General features: G+C 66.1%; 20 protein-coding genes. 6 read left to right on the top strand and 14 right to left on the bottom strand.

Annotation, left to right across the window (positions count from 1 at the left end):
- The first annotated feature begins 38 nt into the window (after window positions 1-38).
- Entirely contained in the window at window positions 39-1,526 is a 1,488-nt protein-coding gene (locus tag ACQP1T_RS23505) for an FAD-dependent oxidoreductase (protein ID WP_433755194.1), read from the top strand.
- A 100-nt stretch (window positions 1,527-1,626) separates the two neighbouring features.
- Here the strand turns inward: ACQP1T_RS23505 and xylB are convergent, their stop codons facing one another.
- Window positions 1,627-3,039 (bottom strand): xylulokinase, encoded by a 1,413-nt coding sequence (gene xylB, locus ACQP1T_RS23500; protein WP_433755193.1) that lies wholly within the window; start codon window positions 3,037-3,039, stop codon window positions 1,627-1,629.
- Window positions 3,039-4,037 (bottom strand): zinc-dependent alcohol dehydrogenase family protein, encoded by a 999-nt coding sequence (locus tag ACQP1T_RS23495; protein ID WP_433755192.1) that lies wholly within the window; start codon window positions 4,035-4,037, stop codon window positions 3,039-3,041. Before ACQP1T_RS23495 ends, xylB begins: the two co-directional genes overlap by 1 nt.
- A 67-nt stretch (window positions 4,038-4,104) precedes the next feature.
- On the opposite strand from ACQP1T_RS23495, the gene ACQP1T_RS23490 reads away from it, so the two are divergent.
- Complete coding sequence (locus tag ACQP1T_RS23490) at window positions 4,105-4,620, top strand: hypothetical protein (protein ID WP_433755191.1); 516 nt, start codon at window positions 4,105-4,107, stop codon at window positions 4,618-4,620.
- Here ACQP1T_RS23490 and ACQP1T_RS23485 read toward each other — a convergent pair.
- The 3 genes from ACQP1T_RS23485 to ACQP1T_RS23475 all read right to left on the bottom strand — a co-directional run bounded on the left by ACQP1T_RS23485 (window position 4,606) and on the right by ACQP1T_RS23475 (window position 8,059).
- Window positions 4,606-5,637 (bottom strand): glycoside hydrolase family 172 protein, encoded by a 1,032-nt coding sequence (locus ACQP1T_RS23485; RefSeq protein ID WP_433755190.1) that lies wholly within the window; start codon window positions 5,635-5,637, stop codon window positions 4,606-4,608. The two genes, ACQP1T_RS23490 and ACQP1T_RS23485, sit on opposite strands and share 15 nt — an antisense overlap.
- Before the next feature lie 73 nt (window positions 5,638-5,710).
- Window positions 5,711-7,123 carry an L-fucose/L-arabinose isomerase family protein gene (locus tag ACQP1T_RS23480; protein WP_433755189.1) on the bottom strand — a complete coding sequence of 471 codons (1,413 nt, stop codon included), beginning with the start codon at window positions 7,121-7,123 and terminating at the stop codon, window positions 5,711-5,713.
- A gap of 93 nt (window positions 7,124-7,216) precedes the next feature.
- On the bottom strand, window positions 7,217-8,059 hold the full coding sequence (locus ACQP1T_RS23475) for an SDR family NAD(P)-dependent oxidoreductase (RefSeq protein WP_433755188.1): 843 nt from the start codon (window positions 8,057-8,059) through the stop codon (window positions 7,217-7,219).
- A gap of 107 nt (window positions 8,060-8,166) precedes the next feature.
- Here ACQP1T_RS23475 and ACQP1T_RS23470 point away from each other — a divergent pair, with 107 nt between their 5' ends.
- Window positions 8,167-8,757, top strand: coding sequence for a TetR family transcriptional regulator (locus tag ACQP1T_RS23470; RefSeq protein WP_433755186.1), 591 nt, complete (start codon window positions 8,167-8,169; stop codon window positions 8,755-8,757).
- On the opposite strand, the gene ACQP1T_RS23465 is transcribed toward ACQP1T_RS23470, so the two are convergent.
- The 5 genes from ACQP1T_RS23465 to ACQP1T_RS23445 all read right to left on the bottom strand — a co-directional run bounded on the left by ACQP1T_RS23465 (window position 8,735) and on the right by ACQP1T_RS23445 (window position 14,655).
- Window positions 8,735-9,616: a glycosyl hydrolase family 32 gene (locus ACQP1T_RS23465; RefSeq protein ID WP_433755185.1), complete on the bottom strand. Its 882-nt coding sequence runs from the start codon at window positions 9,614-9,616 to the stop codon at window positions 8,735-8,737. The two genes, ACQP1T_RS23470 and ACQP1T_RS23465, sit on opposite strands and share 23 nt — an antisense overlap.
- Window positions 9,617-9,680: 64 nt before the next feature.
- A complete protein-coding gene (locus ACQP1T_RS23460) occupies window positions 9,681-10,373 on the bottom strand; it encodes a hypothetical protein (RefSeq protein WP_433755184.1) in 693 nt (230 codons plus the stop codon).
- 60 nt (window positions 10,374-10,433) lie between these two features.
- Window positions 10,434-11,198, bottom strand: a complete 765-nt coding sequence (locus tag ACQP1T_RS23455; RefSeq protein ID WP_433755183.1) for a tyrosine-protein phosphatase — start codon at window positions 11,196-11,198, stop codon at window positions 10,434-10,436.
- 4 nt (window positions 11,199-11,202) lie between these two features.
- The gene (locus ACQP1T_RS23450) at window positions 11,203-13,407 is read right to left on the bottom strand and encodes a pyruvate, phosphate dikinase (protein ID WP_433755182.1); all 2,205 of its coding nucleotides are present in this window, start codon (window positions 13,405-13,407) and stop codon (window positions 11,203-11,205) included.
- 171 nt (window positions 13,408-13,578) lie between these two features.
- Window positions 13,579-14,655, bottom strand: a complete 1,077-nt coding sequence (locus ACQP1T_RS23445) for a zinc-binding dehydrogenase (RefSeq protein ID WP_433755181.1) — start codon at window positions 14,653-14,655, stop codon at window positions 13,579-13,581.
- Window positions 14,656-14,856: 201 nt separating this feature from the next.
- On the opposite strand from ACQP1T_RS23445, the gene ACQP1T_RS23440 reads away from it, so the two are divergent.
- On the top strand, window positions 14,857-15,489 hold the full coding sequence (locus ACQP1T_RS23440; protein ID WP_433755180.1) for an AraC family transcriptional regulator: 633 nt from the start codon (window positions 14,857-14,859) through the stop codon (window positions 15,487-15,489).
- A gap of 88 nt (window positions 15,490-15,577) precedes the next feature.
- The gene (locus ACQP1T_RS23435; protein WP_433755179.1) at window positions 15,578-16,312 is read left to right on the top strand and encodes a maleylpyruvate isomerase family mycothiol-dependent enzyme; all 735 of its coding nucleotides are present in this window, start codon (window positions 15,578-15,580) and stop codon (window positions 16,310-16,312) included.
- Here the strand turns inward: ACQP1T_RS23435 and ACQP1T_RS23430 are convergent.
- Window positions 16,256-18,532: an ATP-binding cassette domain-containing protein gene (locus ACQP1T_RS23430; RefSeq protein WP_433755178.1), complete on the bottom strand. Its 2,277-nt coding sequence runs from the start codon at window positions 18,530-18,532 to the stop codon at window positions 16,256-16,258. The two genes, ACQP1T_RS23435 and ACQP1T_RS23430, sit on opposite strands and share 57 nt — an antisense overlap.
- 63 nt (window positions 18,533-18,595) lie before the next feature.
- On the opposite strand from ACQP1T_RS23430, the gene ACQP1T_RS23425 reads away from it, so the two are divergent.
- Complete coding sequence (locus tag ACQP1T_RS23425; RefSeq protein WP_433755177.1) at window positions 18,596-19,561, top strand: helix-turn-helix transcriptional regulator; 966 nt, start codon at window positions 18,596-18,598, stop codon at window positions 19,559-19,561.
- Window positions 19,562-20,305: 744 nt separating this feature from the next.
- Here ACQP1T_RS23425 and ACQP1T_RS23420 read toward each other — a convergent pair.
- From ACQP1T_RS23420 to kstD, 3 genes are read right to left on the bottom strand one after another with little or no spacing between them, the layout of a single operon-like run.
- Window positions 20,306-21,121, bottom strand: a complete 816-nt coding sequence (locus tag ACQP1T_RS23420; RefSeq protein WP_433755176.1) for an SDR family NAD(P)-dependent oxidoreductase — start codon at window positions 21,119-21,121, stop codon at window positions 20,306-20,308.
- Between the two features lie 15 nt (window positions 21,122-21,136).
- Window positions 21,137-21,868, bottom strand: a complete 732-nt coding sequence (locus tag ACQP1T_RS23415; RefSeq protein ID WP_433755175.1) for a glucose 1-dehydrogenase — start codon at window positions 21,866-21,868, stop codon at window positions 21,137-21,139.
- A 1-nt stretch (window position 21,869) separates the two neighbouring features.
- A complete protein-coding gene (gene kstD / locus ACQP1T_RS23410; RefSeq protein WP_433755173.1) occupies window positions 21,870-23,549 on the bottom strand; it encodes a 3-oxosteroid 1-dehydrogenase in 1,680 nt (559 codons plus the stop codon).
- Between the last annotated feature and the right edge of the window lie 11 nt (window positions 23,550-23,560).

Here is a 23,560-nt window from a genome sequence, read left to right as displayed (position 1 = left end):
GATTCCGACATCGCTGGACCCGCGGCAGCCTCGATGCCATGACGGTCCGCAAATCGGTCGCGCCGCGTGCCGCCGCCGAGGTGAAGTCCTATGACATCGAGACCGACGTGCTGGTCGTCGGGTACGGCAGTGCGGGTGCTTGCGCCGCCTTCGAGGCCGCGTCGGCCGGTGCCGAGGTTGTGGTGCTGGATCGGGCAGGTGGGCCGGGTGGCGCGTCGGCGTTGTCGGGTGGCGAGATCTACCTCGGCGGCGGGACGCCGATTCAGCGGGCGTGCGGGTTCGAAGACAGTCCCGAGCAGATGGCGGCATACCTGGTGGCGGCGCTCGGGCCGGGCGCGGATGTGGCGAAGATCGTGCACTACAGCGAGCACAGCGTGGCGCACTTCCACTGGCTCGTCGAGCGCGGTGTGCCGTTCAAACCCAGCCTCTGGGATGCTCCCGCCTGGGTACCGCCGACCGATGACGGGCTCATGTGGCTCGGCGAAAACAGTTGGCCGTTCACCGAAATCGCGATCCCGGCTCCGCGCGGGCACCGGCCGACCGCGAACGACTTCGGCGGTCGACTGCTGCTGGACTGTCTGGTGTCGGCGGCCGAATCTGCCGGTGTGACAGCGCAATACGATACCTATGCGACGAACCTGATCCTGGGCGAGGACGGTTCGGTGGTGGGTGCGGTTGCCCGAAGCTACGGCACGGAGCTCACCATTCGGGCACGACGCGGATGTGTGCTGACCACCGGCGGTTTCGTCGACAACGACGATATGCTCGCCGCCCACGCGCCGCGACTGCTCGGCCACACCAAGGTGAGCGCGGGCACCGACGACGGCAGCGGTATCCGCATCGCACAGGCCGCCGGGGCCGCCGTGCGGCATATGTCGGCCGGTCAGGTCGGCGCCTCGCTGATTCCGGGTTTCGCCGCGCGCGGCATGATCGTCAACCATCGCGGCCAACGGTTCGTCAACGAGGACACCTATCCCGGCCGCATCAGCCAGGCCGCACTGTTCGGTCAGGATATGAACGTATGGGTGGTGCTCGACGAACAGGCCTACGAGGAGGTGCCCGAACGCGAACGCTGGGGCGTGCGCCCGACCCACGTCGCCGAGTCCATCGACGAACTCGACGAACTGCTCGCCCTGCCGCCCGGCGCGCTCGCCGCCACCATCACCCGCTACAACGAATTCGCCTCGCGCGGAACGGATCCCGATTTCCACAAGGCAGCGCGCTGGCTGCGCCCACTGACTCCCCCGCTGGCCGCCATCGACGTGAAAGCGGGCGTCCGTCCGCCCTCGGAATCCGGCACCCGCCGCGGCACCGGTGCCTCCGTCTTCACCCTCGGCGGCCTCCACACCACCCTCGACGCCCAAGTCCTCAACTTCGACGGCCACCCCATCCCCGGCCTCTTCGCCGCCGGTCGCGCCGCCTCCGGCCTGCACGGCGAGGGCTACATCAGCGGCACCTCCCTAGGCGACGCCACCTTCTTCGGCCGCAAAGCAGGCACCACCGCCGCCCGCTCACCCGAGCACTGACACGATCAAGATCAAGTGGCACTGATGGCGTGAGCTTCCCGCGTTCTGCCGAGCGCGGTGTATGTCGCCGCGAGCATTCCGGCCATGAAGCCGAGGCTATTCATCGAGCGTAGAGGGCCTGTCGTGCTTTCTCGTACGCCGCCCGGATCGGCTGCCCGATCGCGCCACCGTCGCTGGGGGCGGGCACCTCGGCGATGGTACGCGCGGGCCAACTCGGCGGCTGCGCGGTGCCGGTCAATGCCCAGGCCGCCTGTCGGGCGGCCCCGAGCGCGACGTATTCGTTCGGCTGCGGAACCGTGACCGTGAGCCCGAAGATCTGGGCGGCGATTTCGGTGACCAGGGCAGATCGGGCCGCGCCGCCGATGAGCAGCACACGCTGGATCGGGATTCCCGCGGCGCGCAGGTGGTCGAGCGCGTCGGCCATATTGCAGAGCATGCCTTCGACTGCGGCACGCGCAATATGGCTGGGGCGCAGGGTTTCCGGACGTAGACCGTGCAGGCTGCCGGTGGCTTGCGGCAGGTTCGGTGTGCGTTCGCCGGAGAGGTAGGGGAGCATGACGACGCCGTCCGAACCCGGCGGCGCTTGGCGTGCAAGGGATTCCAGGCCGCTATTGTCGACGCCGAGCAGTTCGGCGGTGGCGTCCAATACCCGGGCGGCGTTGAGCGTGCAGACCAGTGGTAGGAATGCGCCGGTCGCGTCGGCGAATCCGGCAATGGCTCCGGTGGCGTCGGCGCTGGGTGCGGCGGCGCGGGTGTAGACGGTGCCGCTGGTGCCGAGCGAGATGACGACATCGCCGTCCGCGATACCCAAACCCAATGCGGCACCGGCATTATCGCCGGTGCCCGCCGCTACCAGCGCGCCCGCGGGTGTGCGTCCGACCGCTTCGGCGGGTCCGGCGACGCGGGGCAGTTCCGGGTTCCGTCCCCGGAAGGCATGGGCGAGTAGGTCTTCGCGATAGCGACCGGTCGCGGGCGACCAGTAACCGGTGCCCGAGGCGTCGCCGCGATCGGTGGTCGGTTCGATGGTGCGATCGGATGGGCCACCTCGCAGCCGCCAGGTCAGATAGTCGTGCGGAAGCAGCACCCGGTGCGTGCGGTCGGCGTTTTCGGGTTCGTGGTCGGCCAGCCAGCGCAGCTTGGCGACGGTGAATGCGGCCAGCGGCACGCTGCCGACGGCGTCGGCCCAGACCGGTGGGCCGCCCAGTTCCGCGATCAACTCTTCGGCCGCGTCGGCGGATCGAATGTCGTTCCACAGCAATGCATCCCGGACCGGTCGACCGTCGGCATCCAGCGCGACCAACCCGTGCTGCTGGCCCGCGATCGCGATGGCATCAGCTCGATCCAATAAACCCTCGCCCGCCGAACACAGTGCCTGCCACCAGGATTCGGCGGGCACCGCGGTCCCCTCCGGATGCGGGGCACGTGCTTCGTCGAGGATCTCGCCGGTATCCGCATCGCACAGGACGACCTTGCACGACTGGGTGGAGCTGTCCACCCCCGCCACGGTCGCCATCAGGCACCCGGCCGCAACTGGATCTTGCGGCCGGCGCCAGCGCGGAAAGTCTCTAGCGCATCGGCGAATTCGTCCAATCCGAAACTGTGGGTGATCATGGTGTTCGCGTCGATCATGCCCTTGCCCATGAGTTCCACCGCCCGACCGAAGCTGTGCAGCACCGCCATCGAACCCACAATAGTGATCTCGTCGTTGTAGATCCGGAACGGTGAGATCGACGCGGTCGCCGCACCCGGCGCCACCCCGAACTGCTGGAACACCCCACCCCGGCGCACCCGGCCGAGTCCGTCCTCGATCGCGGCGATCGCGCCCGTACAGTCGATGACCACTTCCCAACCTTGCGGCCGGTCGAATTCGTCGGCGGTGGTGGCGGTGGCGTCCGCGCCGAGCTCGATGGCCACCGGGAGCCGGTCGGTGTTGATATCGACCACCGATACCGACGCGGCCCCGGCCACCCGCGCCAGCTGCAACATCAGCAGACCCATGGTGCCAGCGCCGTACAGCAGATAGTGCGCGCCTAGTGCACGCGGCAGCACATCGAAGGCGTGCACCGCACACGACAACGGCTCGACGAGCGCGCCGTGCGTCATCGACAGCGTCTCGGGCAGCCGATAGCAATTCGCGGCGGGCACCGCGACGTATTCGGCCATCGCGCCGTCGACGGTATCGCCGATCGCGCCCCATCGTTCGCACAGATTCCCGCGGCCGATCGCGCAGTAATGACACGCCTCGCAGAACAACGACGGATCCACCGCGACCGAATCGCCGACCCGCACACCGTCGACCCCGGTGCCCAGCGCCACCACCGAACCGGCGAACTCGTGACCGGGCACGATCGGATACGGCGTCGGCGGGAATTCGCCATCGGCGATGTGTGCGTCGGTGCCGCATATCCCGACCGCATCCACCCGCACCACAACCTCGCCGGGCCCGGGCGTCGGATCCGGCACGTTCTGTACGGCGAAATTCCCAGGCTTCTCGATCACCACCGCGCGCATAGCACTACCTTGCACCCGGACCCCGCCGTCCCGTCGCATTTTGACCCGCCGCATCGCGGATTTCCGGATGAGGCAGACTGTCGCGGTGAACGACGACCCGGACCGGCACGCCGACGTGCACGTCCGCACGGGCGACGGAACCACACTGCCCGCCCTGACGGATCCGCTGCTGGACGATCTGCTGCGCGAACCACCCGACCCGGAATATCCGGCGATCGTGGTCGAACGCGGCGAGCACGCCTACATCCAGGCTCGCCTGCTCCCCGACGGCGTGTACGAACTCGAGCACCGCGCCGCCGGATCGGCGGAATGCTTCCAGATGTACACCCCCGATGCCAGGCTGGTGCGTGATGTCATGTGGGCGTGGATCGACGAAAACGCTTGGTGGCGTGAGAGTGTCGGGTGGTATCGCATCGATCCGGCGGTCGCGGAATTGGAAGCCGCCCGGCGCGAGTTGTCCGGTCTGCTGGACGGACTTTCGGTCATGGACGGCATCGAGTCCGCGATGGACGATGCGTTGAACCGCGCCGACGAGCTACTCGCCATGGAAATTCCGGATGACGACGAGCTAGACCGAGGTTAGGCGGCTCTGGTACCACAGCGCCGTTGTCGCGATATCGGCTGCGGTCAGCGGCAGATACGTGCCGTCGTCGTGCCAGCCGAGCGCCTGAATCGTGACGCGCAACTCGTCCCGGAAGCAGATCGGATCGCGAATATGCCAGCGATACATGCCGAATCGCTGATGCGGCTGGTAGATCTCATCGGCCGGCAGTACCTGGTGCAGGCCGAGATAGGGCGTGGAATACGTCCGGTAGGCGCCACCGAGATCGAAATTCCATGCACCACCGAAGTAATCCTCGGTGCCGGTACCGCACAGCGTCGGATGGGTGGTGTCGCCGTCGAGGTAGAACTTCAGCTCGCCCTCGCCCCACCAGCCCGGCGCGCCCGGCCGAATCGCCAGATAGGTGCCGACATATCGGCCTGGACCCGGCACCGTATCGAGAATTGTGTGCACGGCGGGCTCGCCGAGTGGCGTGCTGTGGCGTCGTAGCGCGTGTAGATATCCGGCGGAGTCAGGGACGTCTTCCTCGTTATAGGTGAATTGGTAGTAGACCGGCACCGCGCGGTCACTGCCGTTGTGCAGTGTGATCCTGGCGTGCGCCCGAAAAGGCATGGGCCAGAAGCTGTTCAGGCCACCGGCGGGGGCGACGACCACCATCTCGGATCGCACCGACGCGAGCTCGTCCCAGCCATTGCAGAAGAAATCGCCGAGTGGCACGTCGATGGACGGCTCGGGTTCGGCGTCCCAGTACATGCGTAGAGTGAGTTGCCGCAGCACCGCGCGGTCGGTGGTGAGCCAGCAGTGGCGCAGCACACCGGAGCCGGAAATATCTGCGAGCGTGACGGTTTCGCCCGCATCGAGGTGAATCGACGGAGAGATCTTCCAGCCCGGTCCGAGCAGCCGCGCCGCATGTGCGCCGGTGCCCTCGATGGCGCGGGCCCCGGCGCCGGGGGCGCCGGTCGGATTCTCCGCACTGATCGAGCGGGTCCGTGCGGCGTCGAGCCGCCAGAGTTCCGATGCCGAACCGGGGACGGTCACAGTCCCGGCCAGCCGTATCGATCATCGATCAGCACGATATGGCTGGTCACGTCGAAATCGAGGAATGCGCTCGTCATCGGGTGAACTCGTCGAGGGTGATATCGAGCAGGTCGCAGGCGGCCCGAACGGTGGCCCGATGGTCGCCGGGGACGGCGTGAATATGGTTGGCGCCGAACCGGGACAGGAAATCTTCGGCATGTGCGTCCAACCGGGCGAAGGCATGTGGCCATTCCCAGGTGGACTGTTTCATCAGCGATTCATTGGTCGCCTGGTCATAGGTCTCGAAATCGCCCAGCATCAACTGCATTCGATAGTCGCCGTCCTTACGCGTGAGACGGGCCAGGGTCATCCGGCCGGGCGCGGCCAAATGATGCACCGAGGCGCCGCCCGCCGGGAAGAAGAACACCTCTGGATAGAGATGTACGTTGGCGAGATTCTCGGTCGGCTCGTCGCTGCGAGCCGCGAACCAAGTGGCGTGCTGGCCCGAGTTGCACAGATCCCAGATATCGCGGTCCGCGTGATAGTGCCGGACATCGGCGAAAAGCACCGGAGTGTCGGCGATCTGCTGCAGCAGCCGCATGGTGAGTGCGCCGTCCATGTCCGCTTCGGTCGCACACACATGGGGTTGTTTGGGGCCGTTCCAATCGTAGGGATCGTTGAGGAACGCCTCGGTGATATCCATGGTGGCGAAATACTGGGTGAGCTCGGGCTGGCCCTTGATTCCCGAGAAGTCCAGCCGCCATTCCTCGATCAGCTCACGCACCGCCAGATACGAGCGAATCTGGCGTTCCAGCAATTCCGGAGTGAGTTTCACCCCGTCGTAGTGCACGCCGGCGGTATTGCGCTCCAACCACTCTCGCGCACCCTTCGCCTCACCGGCGTCGGCCTGCTCGGCGCGGCGGACGATCTCCCACTGATCGATCTCCTCGACATCTATGCCGAACAAGCGCTGCCACTGATCGGTATTTGCGACCGCGGTATTCATCCCCATCGGCCGACCGCCGAAGCGCCCGAAAGTGCTGCCGCGCAAGCCCGATACGGCGGCGGCCGCGGTCGCCTGAGTGCCGATCGCCTCGATCAGCTCGGTGTCGGCCGGATCGCCCCACAATCGGGTGTGCGCGCGGCCGATCTGATCCAGTGCACCGCCTGCGGCCAGCATGCCGACCATGCCCGGTTGCACCGGATCGATATTGGACAGCAACAGCAACGGACCCGGTGTCGCACCCGCGGCCAGCATGGTGAAATGCGGGAACGCCCAAACCGCGTAATGCAGCACCGTGAGATCCACACCGGCGGCTGCCACTTCGCGTGCCACCGATCCGGCCAGTGCGTTGGTACTGATCTGCGCCGGGCCGCGGACCACCTCGTGCCCGGCCGCCCGCAACGCGGTGACCAGCCGATCCTCGGCCGACTCGATGAACTCCGCTATCCCGGCGTGCACATAATCACGCCCATCGGACACGCTCATAACCCCGATCCGCGCCATCCCGACCGCCTCCCAACGCGCAGGCCCCCTCCAGGATTATCTATCCGAAGGGGGCTGCCGGTGGTCGGCTTCGGGCGAGCGGGTCCGAGGTCGTTATCCGCCGGTGACCCGGCTGTCGACCAATTCGGCGGTGATCGCATCGAGTCGCCGGGCGCGCTCCGGATCGAAATCCTTGCCGGCCAAGGCGAGTCGGGTGCGGCGCCGGAAGGCGGCCAGCGGTTCGGTCGGCGGATGGTCGATCAGTTCGGCGATCGGGACGATGGCCTTGCGCACCGGTTGCCCGGCGAGCCGCAGCCAGATCTTGGTGAGGATGCGCTGCGCCGTCGGTAGCGGGTCGGCCATGGCGGTGCGCACCATCAGCGGGTTGTAGAGCACATATCGCGTGCGGGCTGCCGGATGGCGTTGCGGAAATGCCACGCCGAGCAGGTCGATGCAGCGCGAGGACTGCATGGCCGCGCGCATGCCGCGAAAGCCGGTCCGCAGCTGCAGATCGTCCCATTCGATGGTGCCCGGCAGTCCGCCCGAACCCGCGATATTCATGATGACCGGGGCTTCGGCGCGTTCGAGTGCGTCGAAGAGTCCGTGCCCGATGACATAGCGGCTCAGGTAGGCCAGGGCGAAGGTGTATTCGAAGCCGTCGGCGGTCTCCTCACGTTCGGACCGGAAATTCTGCGCGCCGAAGACGAGGCCGTCGACGGTATCGGTGATCGCCGCGACTTCCGCGATGACCTGGTGCATTCCCGCGAGCGTGCTCAGGTCGGCCTGGATGAAGCTGGCCCGGTCGGCGGCGCCGAGTTCGGCGGCCTCGCGCAGGAATCGGGCGCCCTTGACCGCGCCGCTGGCCACCGCGAGCACACGGTCGCCGCGGCCGAGGAAGTGCAGGCCGAGACCCTTGCCCATGCCGTCGGTGCCGCCGGTTATCACGTAGGTGCGCATCGAATCGCTTCTCCTCGAATCGTTTTCGGATGAGTCATCGGCCGATGACATCGAGGCTAGGAAGGCGGCGATACGCAAGTCAACAATTGGTGACTTATGCTGACTAGATGACCGAAACCGCAGCGCCGGGCCGTCGGCGCGACCGTGCCGCCACCCGCTCCGCACTCTTGGACGCCGCCCGGATCCGGTTCGCGACGGTCGGATTCGACCGCACCGGAGTCCGCGATATCGCGGGTGATGTGGGCGTCGATCCGGCGCTGGTGTTCCGGTACTTCGGGTCGAAGGATCAGCTCTATGCCGAAGCGATGCACATCGAGATCCCGAAAGACGTTGCGGCCGATCGACATCGGCCCGTCGTATCGATCGCGGATGCGCTGCTGCGCGATGTCGTCTTCGCGGACTGGCCCGAATTCGGAGGTGAGCATCCGCTGGTTGCGGGGCTGCGATCGGCCGGTCATGAAGTCGTGCGCGACCAGTTGCGCGCGCAACTCTGCGATGGCTATCTGCGTGAGATGGCCACGCGCCTTGGCGGTGCGGATGGCGCCTTGCGTGCGGAATTGATCGGTGCGCTGCTGCTCGGGCTGGGGGTCATGCGCACGGTGGTCGGCGCTTCCGCGGTATCCGAAGCGTCGTTCGAGCAGATCAGGGTGCTGGTGGCGGGCATGGTGCGATCGCTCAGCGGGGAACGGCCGCGGTGACGGTGCGCGGGGTTGGGAAGGTGAGCGGTGCGAGGTGGACGCCGCCCTGAGACCAGCCCGCGCTGGTGATCCACCAGCGGTCGCCATCCGGCACGAGTTCGGCGGCGTGGGCGGCGATATGGCCGACCTTGTCCCCGATGCGGAACCGGAAGGGGTTGTCGCTGCGGAATACATCGGTGCCGACGTAATGCGGCCGCGGACCGATGAACAGGTACCACCAGCCACCGTGGGGCGCCACGAACGGTGATTCGGTATTGCCCGCTTCGGTGCCGATGGTGGGGTCGGTGTACGCGATATGGCGGTCGCCCCAATGCAGGAGATCGCCGCTGGTGCGATAGGCGACCACATGGTGCCCGCCGCTCGGTGTGCCGGTGGCGCAGTAGTACATGACCCATTTCTCGCCGATGCGTAAAACCATCGGATCCCTGGCGTCGTAGCCGTCGCGGAACAGTGGCCCGGCTCGATTGCGGGTCCAGCGGAACAGGTCGGTGGATGTGGCGAGGTTGATGGTGGCGGCGGTGCGGTCGGGGCCGCCGCCCGCGTAGAACATGTAGTAGCGGCCGTCGACGCCGATGACATGCGGTGCCCAGAGATGTGTTTCGCCGTAGTCCGGATCGGCGGTCAGGGCGGATGGCCGCTTGATCCACGGTCCGTGCAGTTGGTCCGCGGTGGCGTGGGCGAATTCTGTTTCGTGGAACGGGTCGGCGGGTTCGGGATGGGTGATGCCGAAGAGATGCCAGCGGCCGGATTCGTCGCGGACGATGGTGTGGTCGTTGATATACCAGGGGTGTGGTTCACCGTCGCTGGGGTTGTAGATCCTCGTGAACGCGCCCGCCCTCACCACCTCGCGCGTCGCCATACAGCTCATGATGACGTGCGCGGACCCCGTTGAGGTCAGGTCTGCGGCATTGGGATGTGGCGGGTCACGGCGTTGGTGGGTGCCGCGGGGCCGTTTCTTCGGGAGTCTCGGTCGCTGTGGGCTCGGTCGCCGTTGTTTCGGGAGCGGTCGGCTCGGGCGTCGTTGGCTCGGACGCTATCGGATCGTGCGTCGTTGGCTTCGGCGGTGCACTCTGGGTCGCCTCAGGCTGGTTCGTTGTCGGCTGGGGAGCAGTGGACTGAGCTGGTGATTGCGGAGCCAGCGACTGAGATGCTGTCGGCTGGTGGGCGGCAGCCCGCTGCTGGTTACGCCGCAGCACCGCCTGACTGAAACTCGTACTGCTGAAATGCGTTCCGTAGACCCCGAGCGCGACCACCCCGGCCGCGATCACCGCGACGCCCGCGCTCCAGTCGATATGCCAGAACGCCGCGACGACGCCGACGATCGAGCTGAGCAGCGCAATGGCCTTGGCCGCCTCATCGGTCATGCTCGGGCTCGGCGCCTGTTCGCCCGACTGCCATTCGTCGAGCATCAGCAGCACCGCGAGCAGTGGCAGCGAGATCGCGAAGGCGATCATGGAGATCCGGCCGGATGTGCCCAGCGGCGAGGCCGTCAGGAATCCCTGGAGGATGACGACGCCGATGGCGATCAGCCCGCCGTACATCAAGCTGTTCTGCTTGGCGAACTTCTTCTTCTCGGCGGGGGTGACCAGCTTCGTGTAGTCGACATCGTCGTGCACGCTGGTGACCATACTGGACCTTCGGTGGTAATTCCGGGTGAACAGTCGCCACCGCGGGGACTAGCCGACGAGCACCGCGCGGAGCTGGGCGAGTTCCGCGCCGGATTGTCCGTTGGCGCGCAGCCATTCTGCCGCTCCGCCATGGGTGGTGTGCAATTCGCCGAGGAACCGGATGATCACATCCGGATCGACGCCGAGAATGCCGGTGCGGACCGGCGGCAGCCCGTGATACGACGGCAGCGCGTCCAGGCGTTCGCGGATGCGTTCCAGGCGTTCGCCGGTGAGCGCGTAATCGGTGGCGATGGCCTCGGCGGGGACACCCACCGCGTCCAACACCATGGCCGCGAGGATGCCGGTGCGGTCTTTGCCTGCGGCGCAATGGAAGACGACCGAGTGCCGTTCGGCGTCGCCGATCAGCCGGGCCGCCGCGACAATGGATTCGCTACTGCCGGTGAGGAGTTCGCGGTAGAGCGCGACCAGGTCGTAGTCTCTGCCGTCGGGAACCAGATCGGCGGGTGTCGCGGCGACGTCGGTCGCCTTCCGCACCGGAAGATTGACCATGCGCACTGCCGCGCTGCCGGTCAGCAGACCGTAGCCCTCGCGCAGCACCTCGTCCGGGTTGCGCAGGTCGATCAGTGTGCGCAGGCCGATCGGGCCGGTCAGGATGGCCAGATCGGCCGCGGTGAGATGCTGCGGTGTGCTGGACCGGTAGACGACACCGAATCTGGTTGTGCCGCCGCCGATCACCGGGAGGCCGCCGAGGTCGCGGACATTGTCGATCTCGGCGAACTCCACCCATCGCCGCTGGGCGTTATCGGTGAACATCGCGCTAGTGGGCCCGGCCCGCGGCGGCCTCGTCGGCGCGGCTGAGCCCGCACAGACCGATGAGATCCTCGTGCAACTCGAACCACACCGTGTGATAGCTGTCCATGACCGGCCGAGCCACCCAGCTGTGGTCGCCGCCGTTTATCCGCTCGACGGCGCGGGCCAAGCGATCGGTATAGGGAGCGAGGCGCGGCGCGATAGTGCCGATGCGTTCGACGAGGGGAGTTACCCCAGCGTGCAGCGTGGTCAAGCGTGCCAAAACCGCTGCGTCATAGTTGTTGTCGGAATGATCGTTCACCGTGCTCGGGTCCTTCATCTGCCAGGCCGTGATGACTGCCTTCAGCTCGGCATTGAACTCGCAGAATTCATCGTAGGCCGCGGCGAGGTCGCGCCGGTCGAGATCGGCGCGCTCGTGTTCGAGAAGTTGGGCGAGTTGTTCACGGCCCCGCGGGGTCAGACGGACGCCGACGGGTGTGCTGGCGCATAGCCCGCGCGTCACGAAATCGGCGGTGCGCGAGGCGGCTTCGGCCTCGGCGATCGGGAGGCTGGCGGCGATGGCGTCCGGTTGTACTCGACCCTTGATGCCGATCAGGCGAAGTACCGCGAGTTCGGAGACCTTGTTACCACTGGCTTCTCGGGGGTTGGGCAAATCATCCGCATCGGAATTCGCTGCCACTGAGCGATCTTCGTCCGATTTCGACAGGAATGCGGGCAGCTCGCGCGAATCGACCTGTGCCCATTGCGCGAGTCGCTCGACATCCTCGATTACCGAGGCATCCACCGCCTTTCCGCTCACCTGTCCCGGCCATACGATGCCCGCTCCGCCGTCGACGGTGACAACGCGACCCGCCAATGCCTCGACAATTCCAGGGCCACAGCCGACTACGCACGGCCGCCCCAGCTCCCGGCTGACCAGCGCGGCATGCGAGGTTGCCCCACCGAGTTCGGTGACGACGGCCTGCGCCGCGATCATTCCGTGCAGATCGTCCGGGCTGGTGGTCGGACGTGCCAAGATCACGTGCTCGCCTGCGGCCGAACGGGTTTCGGCCTCGTTGGGATCGGTGACCACAATGCCGGAGGCGAGTCCGGGACATGCGGATTCGCCCCGGGCCAAGGGCTGCAGCCCGGTGTGGTCGCCCGATGCGGGCCGCAGGACGGTACGCACCTGGTCGGCCGCGACCCGACGCAGTGCCTCATCCGCATCGATGAGGCCCTCGTCGACCATGGCCACGGCGGCGCGAACCGCCGCGCGCGCAGAACGTTTCGCCGGTCGCGACTGCAATAGCCACAGGCGCCCGGATTCGACGGTGAACTCGATGTCCTGGATATCGCGGCCCTCGCGCTCGAGCAGTTCGGCGGCCTCGAGCAATCGGCGGTGCACGTCCGGCAGCGTCACCGCGAGTTCGTCGAGTGGGCGCGGGGTGGTGCGTCCCGAGACGACATCCTCACCCTGCCCGCCGACCAGCCATTCGCCGAAGACCGCACGGTCGCCGGTATTCGGATTCCGGCTGAACAGCACGCCGGTCCCGGAGAGCGCGTCGAGATTCCCGAACACCATGGCCTGCACCGTGACCGCCGTACCGAGCACATCGGAAACACCCCGGCTACGCCGGTAGGTCTTGGCCCGCGCGGAATCCCACGAACGGAATACCGCGGTGATCGCACCACGTAACTGCTCCCACGGATCCTGCGGTACAACACCATTCGGATCACCGAGAACGATTTCGCGATACTGGGTGACGAACCGCCGTCGAGTATCACTGGCGTATCCCGGATTTCGCGTCTCGGCGGTCAGCGCACGCTCGACCGAATCGTTCATGCCCAGATTCAGAACGGTATCCATCATCCCCGGCATACTCACCGCGGCACCGGACCGCACCGACACCAGCAACGGACGCTCCGCGGCCCCGAACCGCCGTCCCGTGCCCCGCTCCAACGCGGCGATGCCGTCGCGCACGCCCGCCCACATCTGCGCGCCGAGCACCCCACCGTTGGTCCGGAATTCCGCCCAGGCCTCGGTCGTCAGCACGAATGCGGGCGGCACCGGCAACCCCAATCCCCGCATATGATCAACGCTCCACGCCTTGCCCCCGATCCGCGCCCGCGAAAGTCCGCCCGCCCCATCGAGTTCCACAACGACCGAACCATCGGCACCGGACTTCCCGAAGGCGGCCTCCGGTCGCTGCACCGGCTCCACTCCGATCGTCATAACACTCCTTCGGTCATCGACAGCCACCGCGCATCCAGCGCATGACAGCGGCAGATCATCGGGCAGCTGGCCCGAACGCCCTGGCAATGGCGCAACCCCGCAGCGCGCACACCGCGGGCAGCCGATTTCAGCCTGCCGCCCCGCTCGGTTCCGGCGTACTGGACGTCTCGGTCAGCAGGATGCGCCGAGTGCTCCGGGCAGCACGACAACCTTTCCGGTGGCTTGGTTGTTCTCCATGTAGTGGTGGGCCGCGACGATGTCGTCGAGGCCGAAGACACGGTCGATATTGGGTCGATAGACGCCTGCCTCGACGTGGTCGATGACCCGCTGCAAGACGGGGGTCCCCGCGCTGCCCTTGAAGTCGTCGCTGTGGAAGGCCGTGAGCTTGGTACCGGAGCGGATCATCGCAATCGGTTCGAAGTCCGGAATCAACCAGCCGCTGAGCGAGCCCGATACACATACCGTCCCGCCACGACGGACCAGGCGCAGTGAGTCCACCGCCGTGCTCGTCCCGACGAGATCCAGCACATAGTCCGGACCCTCGGGCCATATCGCGTGCACGCCCGCCGTCAGCGATTCCCCGGTGTCGAGGAGGACGTGGTCGACGCCAGTCGCGGTCAACGCATCGACCTTGTCTTGCCGCCGAGTCGTGGCGGCGGTCTCGATGCCGTAGCCGGACGCGATCGACGCGGCGGCCATCCCCACCGAGGAGGTCCCACCACGGATCAGCAACCGCCCTCGGCCACCCGGCACGACGCCCAATGCGTCCAGCGAGCCCTGTGCGGTCAAGTAGGTCTCGGGCAGCGCGGCCAGTACGTCCCACGGCAACGTGGTGGTGACCGGCATGAGCAGCGAATTCGGCAACAACGCATACTCCGCGTAGCCGCCGTCGAACTCCCGTCCCATCTCACCCATCACCGCCGCGACGGTCGTTCCTTCCGGCAACGTGGGATCCGTTGAGGCTGCCACGATTCCCACACATTCGATCCCGAGCACACGCGGGAACCGCACATTCGGGGAATGCCCTTGACGGGTCCTCAGCTCCGATCGGTTCAAGCCCGCGCCGTGCACCCGCACCAGGCTCCAGCTCGCCCGCACCGCCGGTACCGGTAGCGCACGGATCTCCAGTACCTCCGGGCCACCGGCCCCGACACAGACCGCCGCTCGCATTGTCGTACTCACCTCGACGGGTGAGTTCGTCTGGGACATCGTGCCGCAGATGTCGGCTGAATGGAGATCATCACGCATGTGTTCACTGTCGCCGGAAGGCCGCGTGGCCGGCTACCGATAGAATGCCAACATATGCCCATTGGCCGCCAACCTTCCCTGCCCCGGACCTCACGCCTATGGCCGTCCGGAGGAGTCCATCTCTGGCCGTCCGGGGGAACGAGCACGGTGCATTCCCATCCACGTGGACATCTCGTGTACGCGGCCCGTGGCGTGCTGTCAGTGCACACCGAACGAGGCACGTCCATCGTTCCAGCGAATCGAGTCGCATGGACACCCGCCGGGTTCACGCACTACCACCGCGCGCACAGCCATACCGATATGCGGATCCTGTTCCTACCGGCAGCCCTGGCCCGGCTGGTACCGGAGCAACCTGCCGTGTTCATGGTCTCCGACCTCGCCCGCGAAATCCTGCTAACCCTCACGGGCCCACGCGAATTCGATCGATCCGCGCTCGCACGGCTGCGCCGAGTCCTCGTCGACGAACTCCGCGAAGCACACGAGCAGCCTTTGCAACTGCCCGAACCACATGACGATCGGTTGCAAGCGATCGCGCAGCTGCTGTACCAGCAGCCCGCTGACAACAGCTCACTTGCCGAAATCGGGCAGCAGATCGGCGCCAGCGCCCGCACCCTCAGCCGACTGTTCCACGACGAACTCGGCATGACCTTCTATCAGTGGCGCACCCAATTACGCATCTATCACGCACTCGTGCTGCTCGCCGACGGCCACGACACCACCCACGTCGCGCACGCCTGCGGATGGGCGAATCCGAGCGGCTTCATCGCAGCATTCACCAACATCATCGGCACCACTCCGGGCCGCTACCGAACCAGTCGCGACCGCATGGCCTGAGTAGTCCGGTTCGCCGTACGACCTTGAGTTGGTCAGCTTCTCTGACTATATTAGTCAGAGAAGCTGACCAGATACATCGGAGGCCGATATGGACCGGGATGCGCAGTGGCGGGTCATCGAGCAGCAACGACATGCCGTTGCCGACGTGCTCGACGACCTCACGCCGAGCGAGTGGGAGCTGCCGTCGCTGTGTGCGGGCTGGCGGATTCGGGATGTGGCCGCGCATATCGCGTTGGCGCCGCAGCCGCCCGGTCCGCTGGATATGGTTCGCGAAGGCCTGCGGGCGGGCGGGCGGTTCCATCGGCTGAATCACGATGTGTCCGTTCGCTATGCCGACGCGGGAAATGATCTCGCGGCCGAGATCCGCGCGCATGCGGCATCGCGAAAATTGCCGGTGGTCACCAACTATCGCAATGTCCTCTACGACATCATGGTGCACGGTCAGGACATCGCGATCCCGACCGGCAGACAGATCGAGATCCCGATCGAAGCCGCGGCGACGGCGGCAACTCGGATCTGGACCATGGGGTGGCCGTTCTGGGCGAAGCACCGGCTGGCGGGATTTCGGCTCGTCGCGACCGACGCCGACTGGGCGGTCGGCGCCGGAGACGAGATACGTGGCCGCATCGCCGACCTGCTATTGCTGACCACGGGTCGTTCGGTTGTCATGCCGCGCTTATCCGGTAACGGTGTCGGCAAGCTCTGGATGCGGTTGTCGTATCGAAATCTGGTTCGAGGGGCCGCGTCGAGGGGGCGTGTCCGGGCGTCATGCCACGCTGCGCCGCAGATAGTCGGCGGTGATGGAGCGCTGATCGCGCAGTAGCGCCGAAGGTGTTCCGGTGAAGACGATTTCGCCGCCGTGTTTGCCACCGTCCGGTCCGAGATCGATCACCCAGTCGGCCCGTTTGACGACCTCGAGATCGTGTTCGATGACGATGACCGTATTGCCCGCGTCGACCAGCCGGTCCAGCAGGGCGACCAGGGCATCGACGTCGGCCATGTGCAGTCCGGTGGTCGGCTCGTCGAGTACGTAGATGCCGCCGCTGCGGTGCAGGTGATCGGCGAGTTTGATGCGTTGACGTTCCCCACCGGACAGTGAACTCAGCGAGCGACCGAGCGTCAGATAGCCGAGGCCGACCTCGTTCAGAGCCCGCAGCGGCCTCCGAATCTTGCTGCCCGCCTGGCCATTCCAGAAATCGAGCGCCTGCTCCGCGGTCATATCCAACACATCGGCGATGGACGCACCGCGCACGGTGTAGCCGAGCACCTCGGGACGGTAGCGGCGTCCGTGACAGCGCTGGCACACCGTGGTGATCGGATCCATATACGCCAGATCGGTGAAAATGACGCCCGCCCCACCGCATTCGGCGCATGCGCCCTCGGAATTGAAGCTGAACAGCCCCGGCTTGACGCCGTGCTCCCTGGCGAAAACCTGCCGCATCGGGTCCATGATGCCGATATAGGTGGCCGGGCTCGAGCGTCGGGAGGCGGCGATGGCGGACTGGTCCACCGCGATCGCCCGCGGGTAGGCGCGCGCGAATGCGCCGGATACCAACGTGCTCTTGCCCGAACCCGCCACACCCGTGACCGCGGTGAGCACGCCGGTGGGAAACCGCGCGGTGAGATTCTTCAGGTTGTATGAATCCGCGCCGGTGACGGTGAGCCAGCCGGTCGGGGTGCGGCTCGCGCTTTTGACCGGTTGCACCCGCCGTAGCCGCTCACCGGTCGACGTGCCCGACGTCCGTAACTTTTCGACGGTGCCCTGGAAGACGACCTGACCGCCGTGCCCGCCCGCACCCGGCCCCATATCCACGATGTGGTCCGCTACGGCGATGACATCGGGGGAGTGCTCGACCACCAGCACCGTATTGCCTTTGTCGCGCAACTGGATCAGCAGCGTGTTCAAACGGCCGATATCGCGCGGATGCATGCCGACGCTGGGTTCGTCGAAGATATAGGTCATCCCGGTGAGACTGGAGCCGAGATGCCGAACGACCTTGAGTCGCTGCGCTTCTCCGCCGGACAGTGTGGCTGTCTCGCGATCCAGTGCGAGATAGCCGAGCCCGACCTCCTCGATCCGGCGCAAACGGGCGATGGCGGCATCGGCGATCGGGGCGGCAGCGGTCTCATCGAGCTCGCCGAGCACTTCGATGAGATCCGATACCTCCATGCGGCCGAAGTCGGCGATGCCGAGTCCATTGATCCGGCTCGCCAGCGCGGCGGAATTCAATCGTGCGCCATCGCACGCCGGACACGTCTGGGCATGGACGACTTCCATCGCCGCCGCGCGATTCTTGTCGCTCAGCGCCCCGAGGTCGCGTTTGATGTAGAGCCGGTCGAAGCGCTCCAGCAGTCCCTCGTAGGCATTGCTGCCCATCGAACCGGTCTTATTCGGGCGGGGCACCCGGAAACCGTTGCCGCGCAGGAACAACTGCCATTCATCCTGGCTGAAGTCGCGTAAGGGCTTGTCCGGATCGAACAGCCCGGACTCCGCGTAGATCTGCCACTGAAATGTGCCCACCGCGAACGGCGGAAAGTTGATGGCGCCCTCATTGAGCGATTTCGAGGTGTCGACCAGCTTGTCCAGATCCGGCCGCACGACCCGGCCGAGCCCGCCGCACTCCGGACACATGCCCAACGGGTCGTTGAACGAATAACGGGTCGCCTCACCCGCACTCGGGTCGCCGTGCCGCGAGAACAGCACTCGAATGATGGACTGGATATCGGTCATGGTGCCGACGGTGGAGCGGGAATTCCCGCCGATGGGCCTCTGGTCGACCACCACCGCCGGGGCCAGATTGTCGATGACATCGGCCTCGGGCCGCTCGTACTTGGGCAGACGATTGCGGATGAACCAGGTGAAGGTCTCATTGAGCTGACGCTGCGATTCGACGGCCACGGTGCCGAAGACCACCGACGATTTGCCCGATCCGGATACGCCGGTGAAGACGACGATCTTGCCCTTGGGGATGGCCAGGGAGATATTGCGCAGGTTGTTCGCGCGGGCCCCGATGATCTGGATGGTGTCTCGGTCTGCGTTCACAATCGCCACGGTAGGCGGCAATGAGGTCAGGATCGGTCCTCATTGTGGCGGATACTGGAGGCTGTGACCGAAACCGCCGCCCGCCTGCTGCAACTGCTCTCCCTGTTGCAGACCCGCCGCGAATGGACCGGCCCCGAGCTCGCCGAACGCCTCGGCGTGACGGTCCGGACGGTGCGCCGCGATATCGAGCGGCTGCGGGAACTGGAGTATCCGGTGCGTGCCGGGCTCGGTTCGATCGGCGGTTACCGCCTGGAGGCCGGGACGGCGCTACCGCCGCTGCTGCTCGACGACGAAGAGGCCGTCGCGATCACGCTCGGGCTGCGCAATGCGGCGCTGGGTGCGGTCGAGGGCATCGACGAGTCATCGGCACGGGCGCTGGTCAAGCTGCAACAGGTATTGCCCGCCCGACTGCGCCGCCGAGTCGAAGCGGTGCGGTCGGCGACGGTATCGCTGGGCGGTCCGGCCGCCGGACCGATGGTCGACCCGGAAACCCTGGTCGTATTGGCCGCCGCCTGCCGGGACCGGGAACGCATCCGCTTCCACTACCGCGATAAGGGCGATACCGAGACCCGCCGACTGACCGAACCGCACAGCCTCGTCTCCGCGGGGCGCCGCTGGTACCTGGTCGCCTGGGATATCGACCGCGCCGATTGGCGCACCTTCCGGGTGGACCGCATCGATTCGCCGCAGCCGATCGGAATACGCAGTGCCTCAAGACAATTGCCTGCCGAAGACGCGGCCGCCTTCGTCACCCAGTCCCTGGCGCACTCCCGACCGGTGCGTCGAGTCGTCTTCCTCGTCCACGCTCCGGCTGCGCAACTGATCGAAACCTTCCGAGTCCGCCCCGAGGAAATCGAGCCCATCGACGACGAATCCTGTCTGCTCCGCACCACCGCCGACTCACTGGAATGGACTGCCGTGCGAATCGCCCACCTCGGCCTGGAATTCGAGGTGCGAGAACCGCCGGAGATGGTGGAAATGCTGGCCGAGCTCGGCGCGAAATTGCTGCGCGCATCCGGAGCGAGTTGAACGCAGGGTGGAGCTGGGGCGGACTCCCTCCTGCGCAATTCCCTGGACCCGCCATCGCGTGCGTGGCAACTAGTGCCGCGTCCAAATTGGTTGCTGCGCTATCCGGCAGCCCGCCGAGCGCAGTGATATGGCGGTCGAATTCGCCGTGGGCGACCACCATTCGACTACGTTCGACGGAAGCCGCGGCAGCAGAAGCTATCTGGACACGGCAACTAGTTGGAGACCCATCATTTCCACTTAGCCGATGCACTGGACACAGGCGCGTCGATTGACGGGCATTTATCTGAATGCGGGAATGGTTGGATGCGATCAGCGAGATAGCGCGGAAAAGCCCGGCGCGGCAGCATGATTGGTCGTAGCAACCGTGACAGCGCGCGGAGTTTCGGCCAGTGGACTCGGGGTGCCGTATAGCGTGGCGACGATGACGGCCAGTACGAACAAACTGCCGAGGGCGAGCGCGATCTGCACCCACGACGGGCAGGTGTGCCGCGTGGATCTGGCCCTGAACTGCGAAATGTACCCGACCGGCGCCGGGCGTGGTTGGTGCCGATATTTCACAAGGTGTTCCCTTGAAGTAGTTGAAACACAACTTGATTCGCGGTGCGACAGCGAGTTCCTCCGAGTCCGGAGTCGTCGCGTGGGGAATATCCTGACAGCACAGCTGTTTTAGAGCAACCACTTCCGAAGAATTAGTCGGGACCGGTCCGTCAAGCCGGGTTCACCATCGGCAGAGTGCCGACCGGTCTACACCTCGTTTCGCATCTGCGCGGTGATGATGCGCTGGTAGCCGGAGCCGAAGATCCTTGGCAGCAAATCGATTACGCGGGCATCGGTGCCGATGAGGATCTTGGCCTTATCCTTTCGGATCCCGCGCAGGATGGTCTTCGCCGCGGATTCTGGTGTCGTCTTGGCCAGCCTGTCGAAGTTGGCGGCCAGGGCGTCGCGGTCGCGATCGCCGCCCGCGCGGGCCTTCCACGCGATTTCGGTTTTGATCATGCCGGGGTGGACGCTGCTCACCCCGACCGGATGGCCCGCGATCTTCATCTCCTGGCGCAGTGCGTCGGTGAAGCCGCGGATGCCGAATTTGGTCGCGTTGTAGGCGGCTTGGCTGGGGCAGGCGGCGAGGCCGAACATGCTGGAGACGTTGGCGATATGACCGTCACCGGAGGCGATCACCTGTGGCAGAAAGGCTTTCGTGCCGTACATGACGCCCCAGAAGTTGATATCGACGATCCACTCGAAGTCCTCCCAGGTCAGCTCCTCGATATTGGCGGTGAGGGAGACGCCCGCATTGTTGACCACGACATTGGCCGGGCCGAAGTCGGATCGGACCTCCTCGGCATGGGCGTAGACGGTGGCACGATCGGTGACGTCGAGCTTGTAGGCCCGTGCTTTCGCGCCTACCTTCTCGCACAACGCGGCGGTTTCGGCGACATTGTCCAGATTTCGCCCGGACAATGCCAGCCGCGCGCCGTGGTCGGCGAGCTCGAGTGCGAGCGCGCGGCCGATGCCCGCACCCGCGCCGGTAATGACGACGACCTTGTCCTCAAAGTTCTTCACAGCAGCTGTCCTTGGTCATTTGGTGGTGTAGCCGCCGTCGGCGACGAATTCGGAGCCCGTGCAGAAACTCGCCTCATCGGAGATGAGGAACAGCACGAGATCGGCCAGCTCGCCGGGTGCCGCGGCACGGGGGAGCGGCTGGTCGTGCACCATCGAGTGCGAGCGATCGGAGTCGGCGGTCATTTCGGTGGCCACCACGCCGGGATGTACCGAGTTGACCCGGATGCCGTCGGCCCCGAACTCCTGGGCGGCGGCCTTGGTCATCCCGCGCACCGCCCATTTGGAGGCGACGTAGCCGAGGATATTGCTGAATGCGATGATGCCGCCGATCGAGGAAATATTGACGATCGAGCCGTCGCCCGCTCGGCGCATCGACGGCACGACGGCTTTCATGCCGAGGAATACCCCGACCTGGTTCACATCGATCACCCGGCGGTAATCCGCCTCGGCGAGCCGATCGATCGGGTCGACGTGCACGATGCCCGCATTATTGACCAGTCCGGAGACCGGTCCGAAGGTGCGCTCCGCCTCGGCAACCACTGCGGCCCATGCGGATTCTTCGGTGACGTCGAGGGGGCAGAACACCGCCTTGTCGCCTAGTTCGGCGGCCACCGCCTTGCCCTCGTCGACGAGCACATCCGCTACGACCACCGAGGCGCCCTCGCTGACCAGCCGACGGGCGAATGCCGCACCCATACCCCGCGCGCCACCGGTCACGATGACCGTCTTGCCATTTACTCTGTCCACGTCATGCTCCTGCTCGGTCTGCGAGATCGGCGATGTGATCGGCCGCGATATAGCCGAAGACCATGGCGGGGCCGATGGTCGCGCCAGCGCCCGCGTAGCTGTTGCCCATGACGGCGGCCGAATTGTTGCCCGCCGCATACAGTCCGGCAATTGCCGCGCCGTCTTCGCGTAGCACCCGGGAGTGTTCGTCGGTGACCAGGCCGCCCTTGGTGCCGAGATCGCCGGGCACCATCTCGACCGCGTAGAACGGTCCCTGGTCGATCGGGGCCAGACAGGGATTCGGCCGCACGGTCGGGTCGCCGTAGTAGCGGTCGTAGGCGGATTCACCGCGATGGAAATCCTCGTCGCGCCCGGCGCGCGCGAAACCGTTGAACCGCTGCACCGTTGCGATCAAGGAATCGGCCGGAACACCGATCTCGGTGGCGAGTTCGGCGAGGGTGTCGGCCTTCTTGATGATCCCGGCATCGAAATACTTCTGCGGGATGGCCTGTTTCGGGAAGGTGCCGAGGAACAGGTATCGATCGCGGAAGCGCTGATCCATGATGAAGTGCGCGGGGACATGCCCCACACCTGTCGCATGCCGCTCGTACATGGTGTGCACCACATCGACATAACTGGCCGATTCATTGGTGAACCGCTCGCCCGCGTCATTGACCATGATCGCGCCGGGTTGGGATCGCTCGGCCAGGCAGAAGAACGGTGGCCCGTCCGGATTGCGCACCGACGGCCCCCACCAGGCATCGTCCATCAGATCCAATGCGGCGCCGAGCTTTTCGCCGGCGCGAATGCCATCGCCGACGTTTTCGGTCGCGCCGACGGTCCAGTCGGTGCTGACCGGCCCGGTGAAGAACTGATTGCGCATTTCCAGGTTGTGCTCGAAGCCGCCGGCCGCGAGCACCACGCCGCGCCGCGCATGGATGACGATCGGTGCGCCATCGCGCTCGGCGCGCACCCCGACCACCGCATCGTCCGTGCTGATCAGTTCGGTGAGTGGAGTATTCAGCCAGACCGGCACACCCGCGTCGCGCAGCGCCAACCACAGCCGGGCCACCAGTGCCTTGCCAAGGCTCAGCGGCTGCCGTCCCCGAATCCGGTTCAGCACCGCCTTGGCGCCGACCTTCATCGCCGTGCGCTTACCCTTCCAGGTCCGCGCGATCATATTCAGATCGTGGAAGTCGCTGACCGTGAAGGCGATTCCCTTCGGCCCGGACATGGTCGGCCGGTTGATCAGCTCCAGATCCTTGCCGAGCAGGCGGCCGTCGATAATCGCCGGTTCGATGCTGCGGCCCTGCGCGAGTCCACCGGGCAGTTCCGGGTGATAGTCGGAATAGCCACGGTCGTAGACGAATTGGAGGTGATTGGTGCGTGCGCCGAGATAGGTCATCATGCGCGGGCCGTTGTCCAGGAAGGCGTCCTGTTTGGCCTGCGGAACACGGTCGCCGACGACGGATTTCAGATAGACCCGGGCGAGGTCCGGACTGTCCGGCACGCCCTCGCGCACCAGCACCGGATTATTCGGAATCCATACACCGCCACCGGAGCGGGCGGTGGAACCGCCGAAGCTGCCGCTCTTCTCGATCAGCACCACCGAAAGCCCGCGGTAGGCGGCGGTGAGCGCGGCGGTCATACCCGCCGCACCCGAGCCGACGACCACGACGTCGTAGGTGTATTCCTCGGACATCAGGCTCCCTT

The organism is Nocardia sp. CA-135398 (assembly GCF_050955845.1).
Classification (GTDB): Bacteria; Actinomycetota; Actinomycetes; order Mycobacteriales; family Mycobacteriaceae; genus Nocardia.
This window is presented reverse-complemented; position numbering and strand designations above follow the sequence as displayed.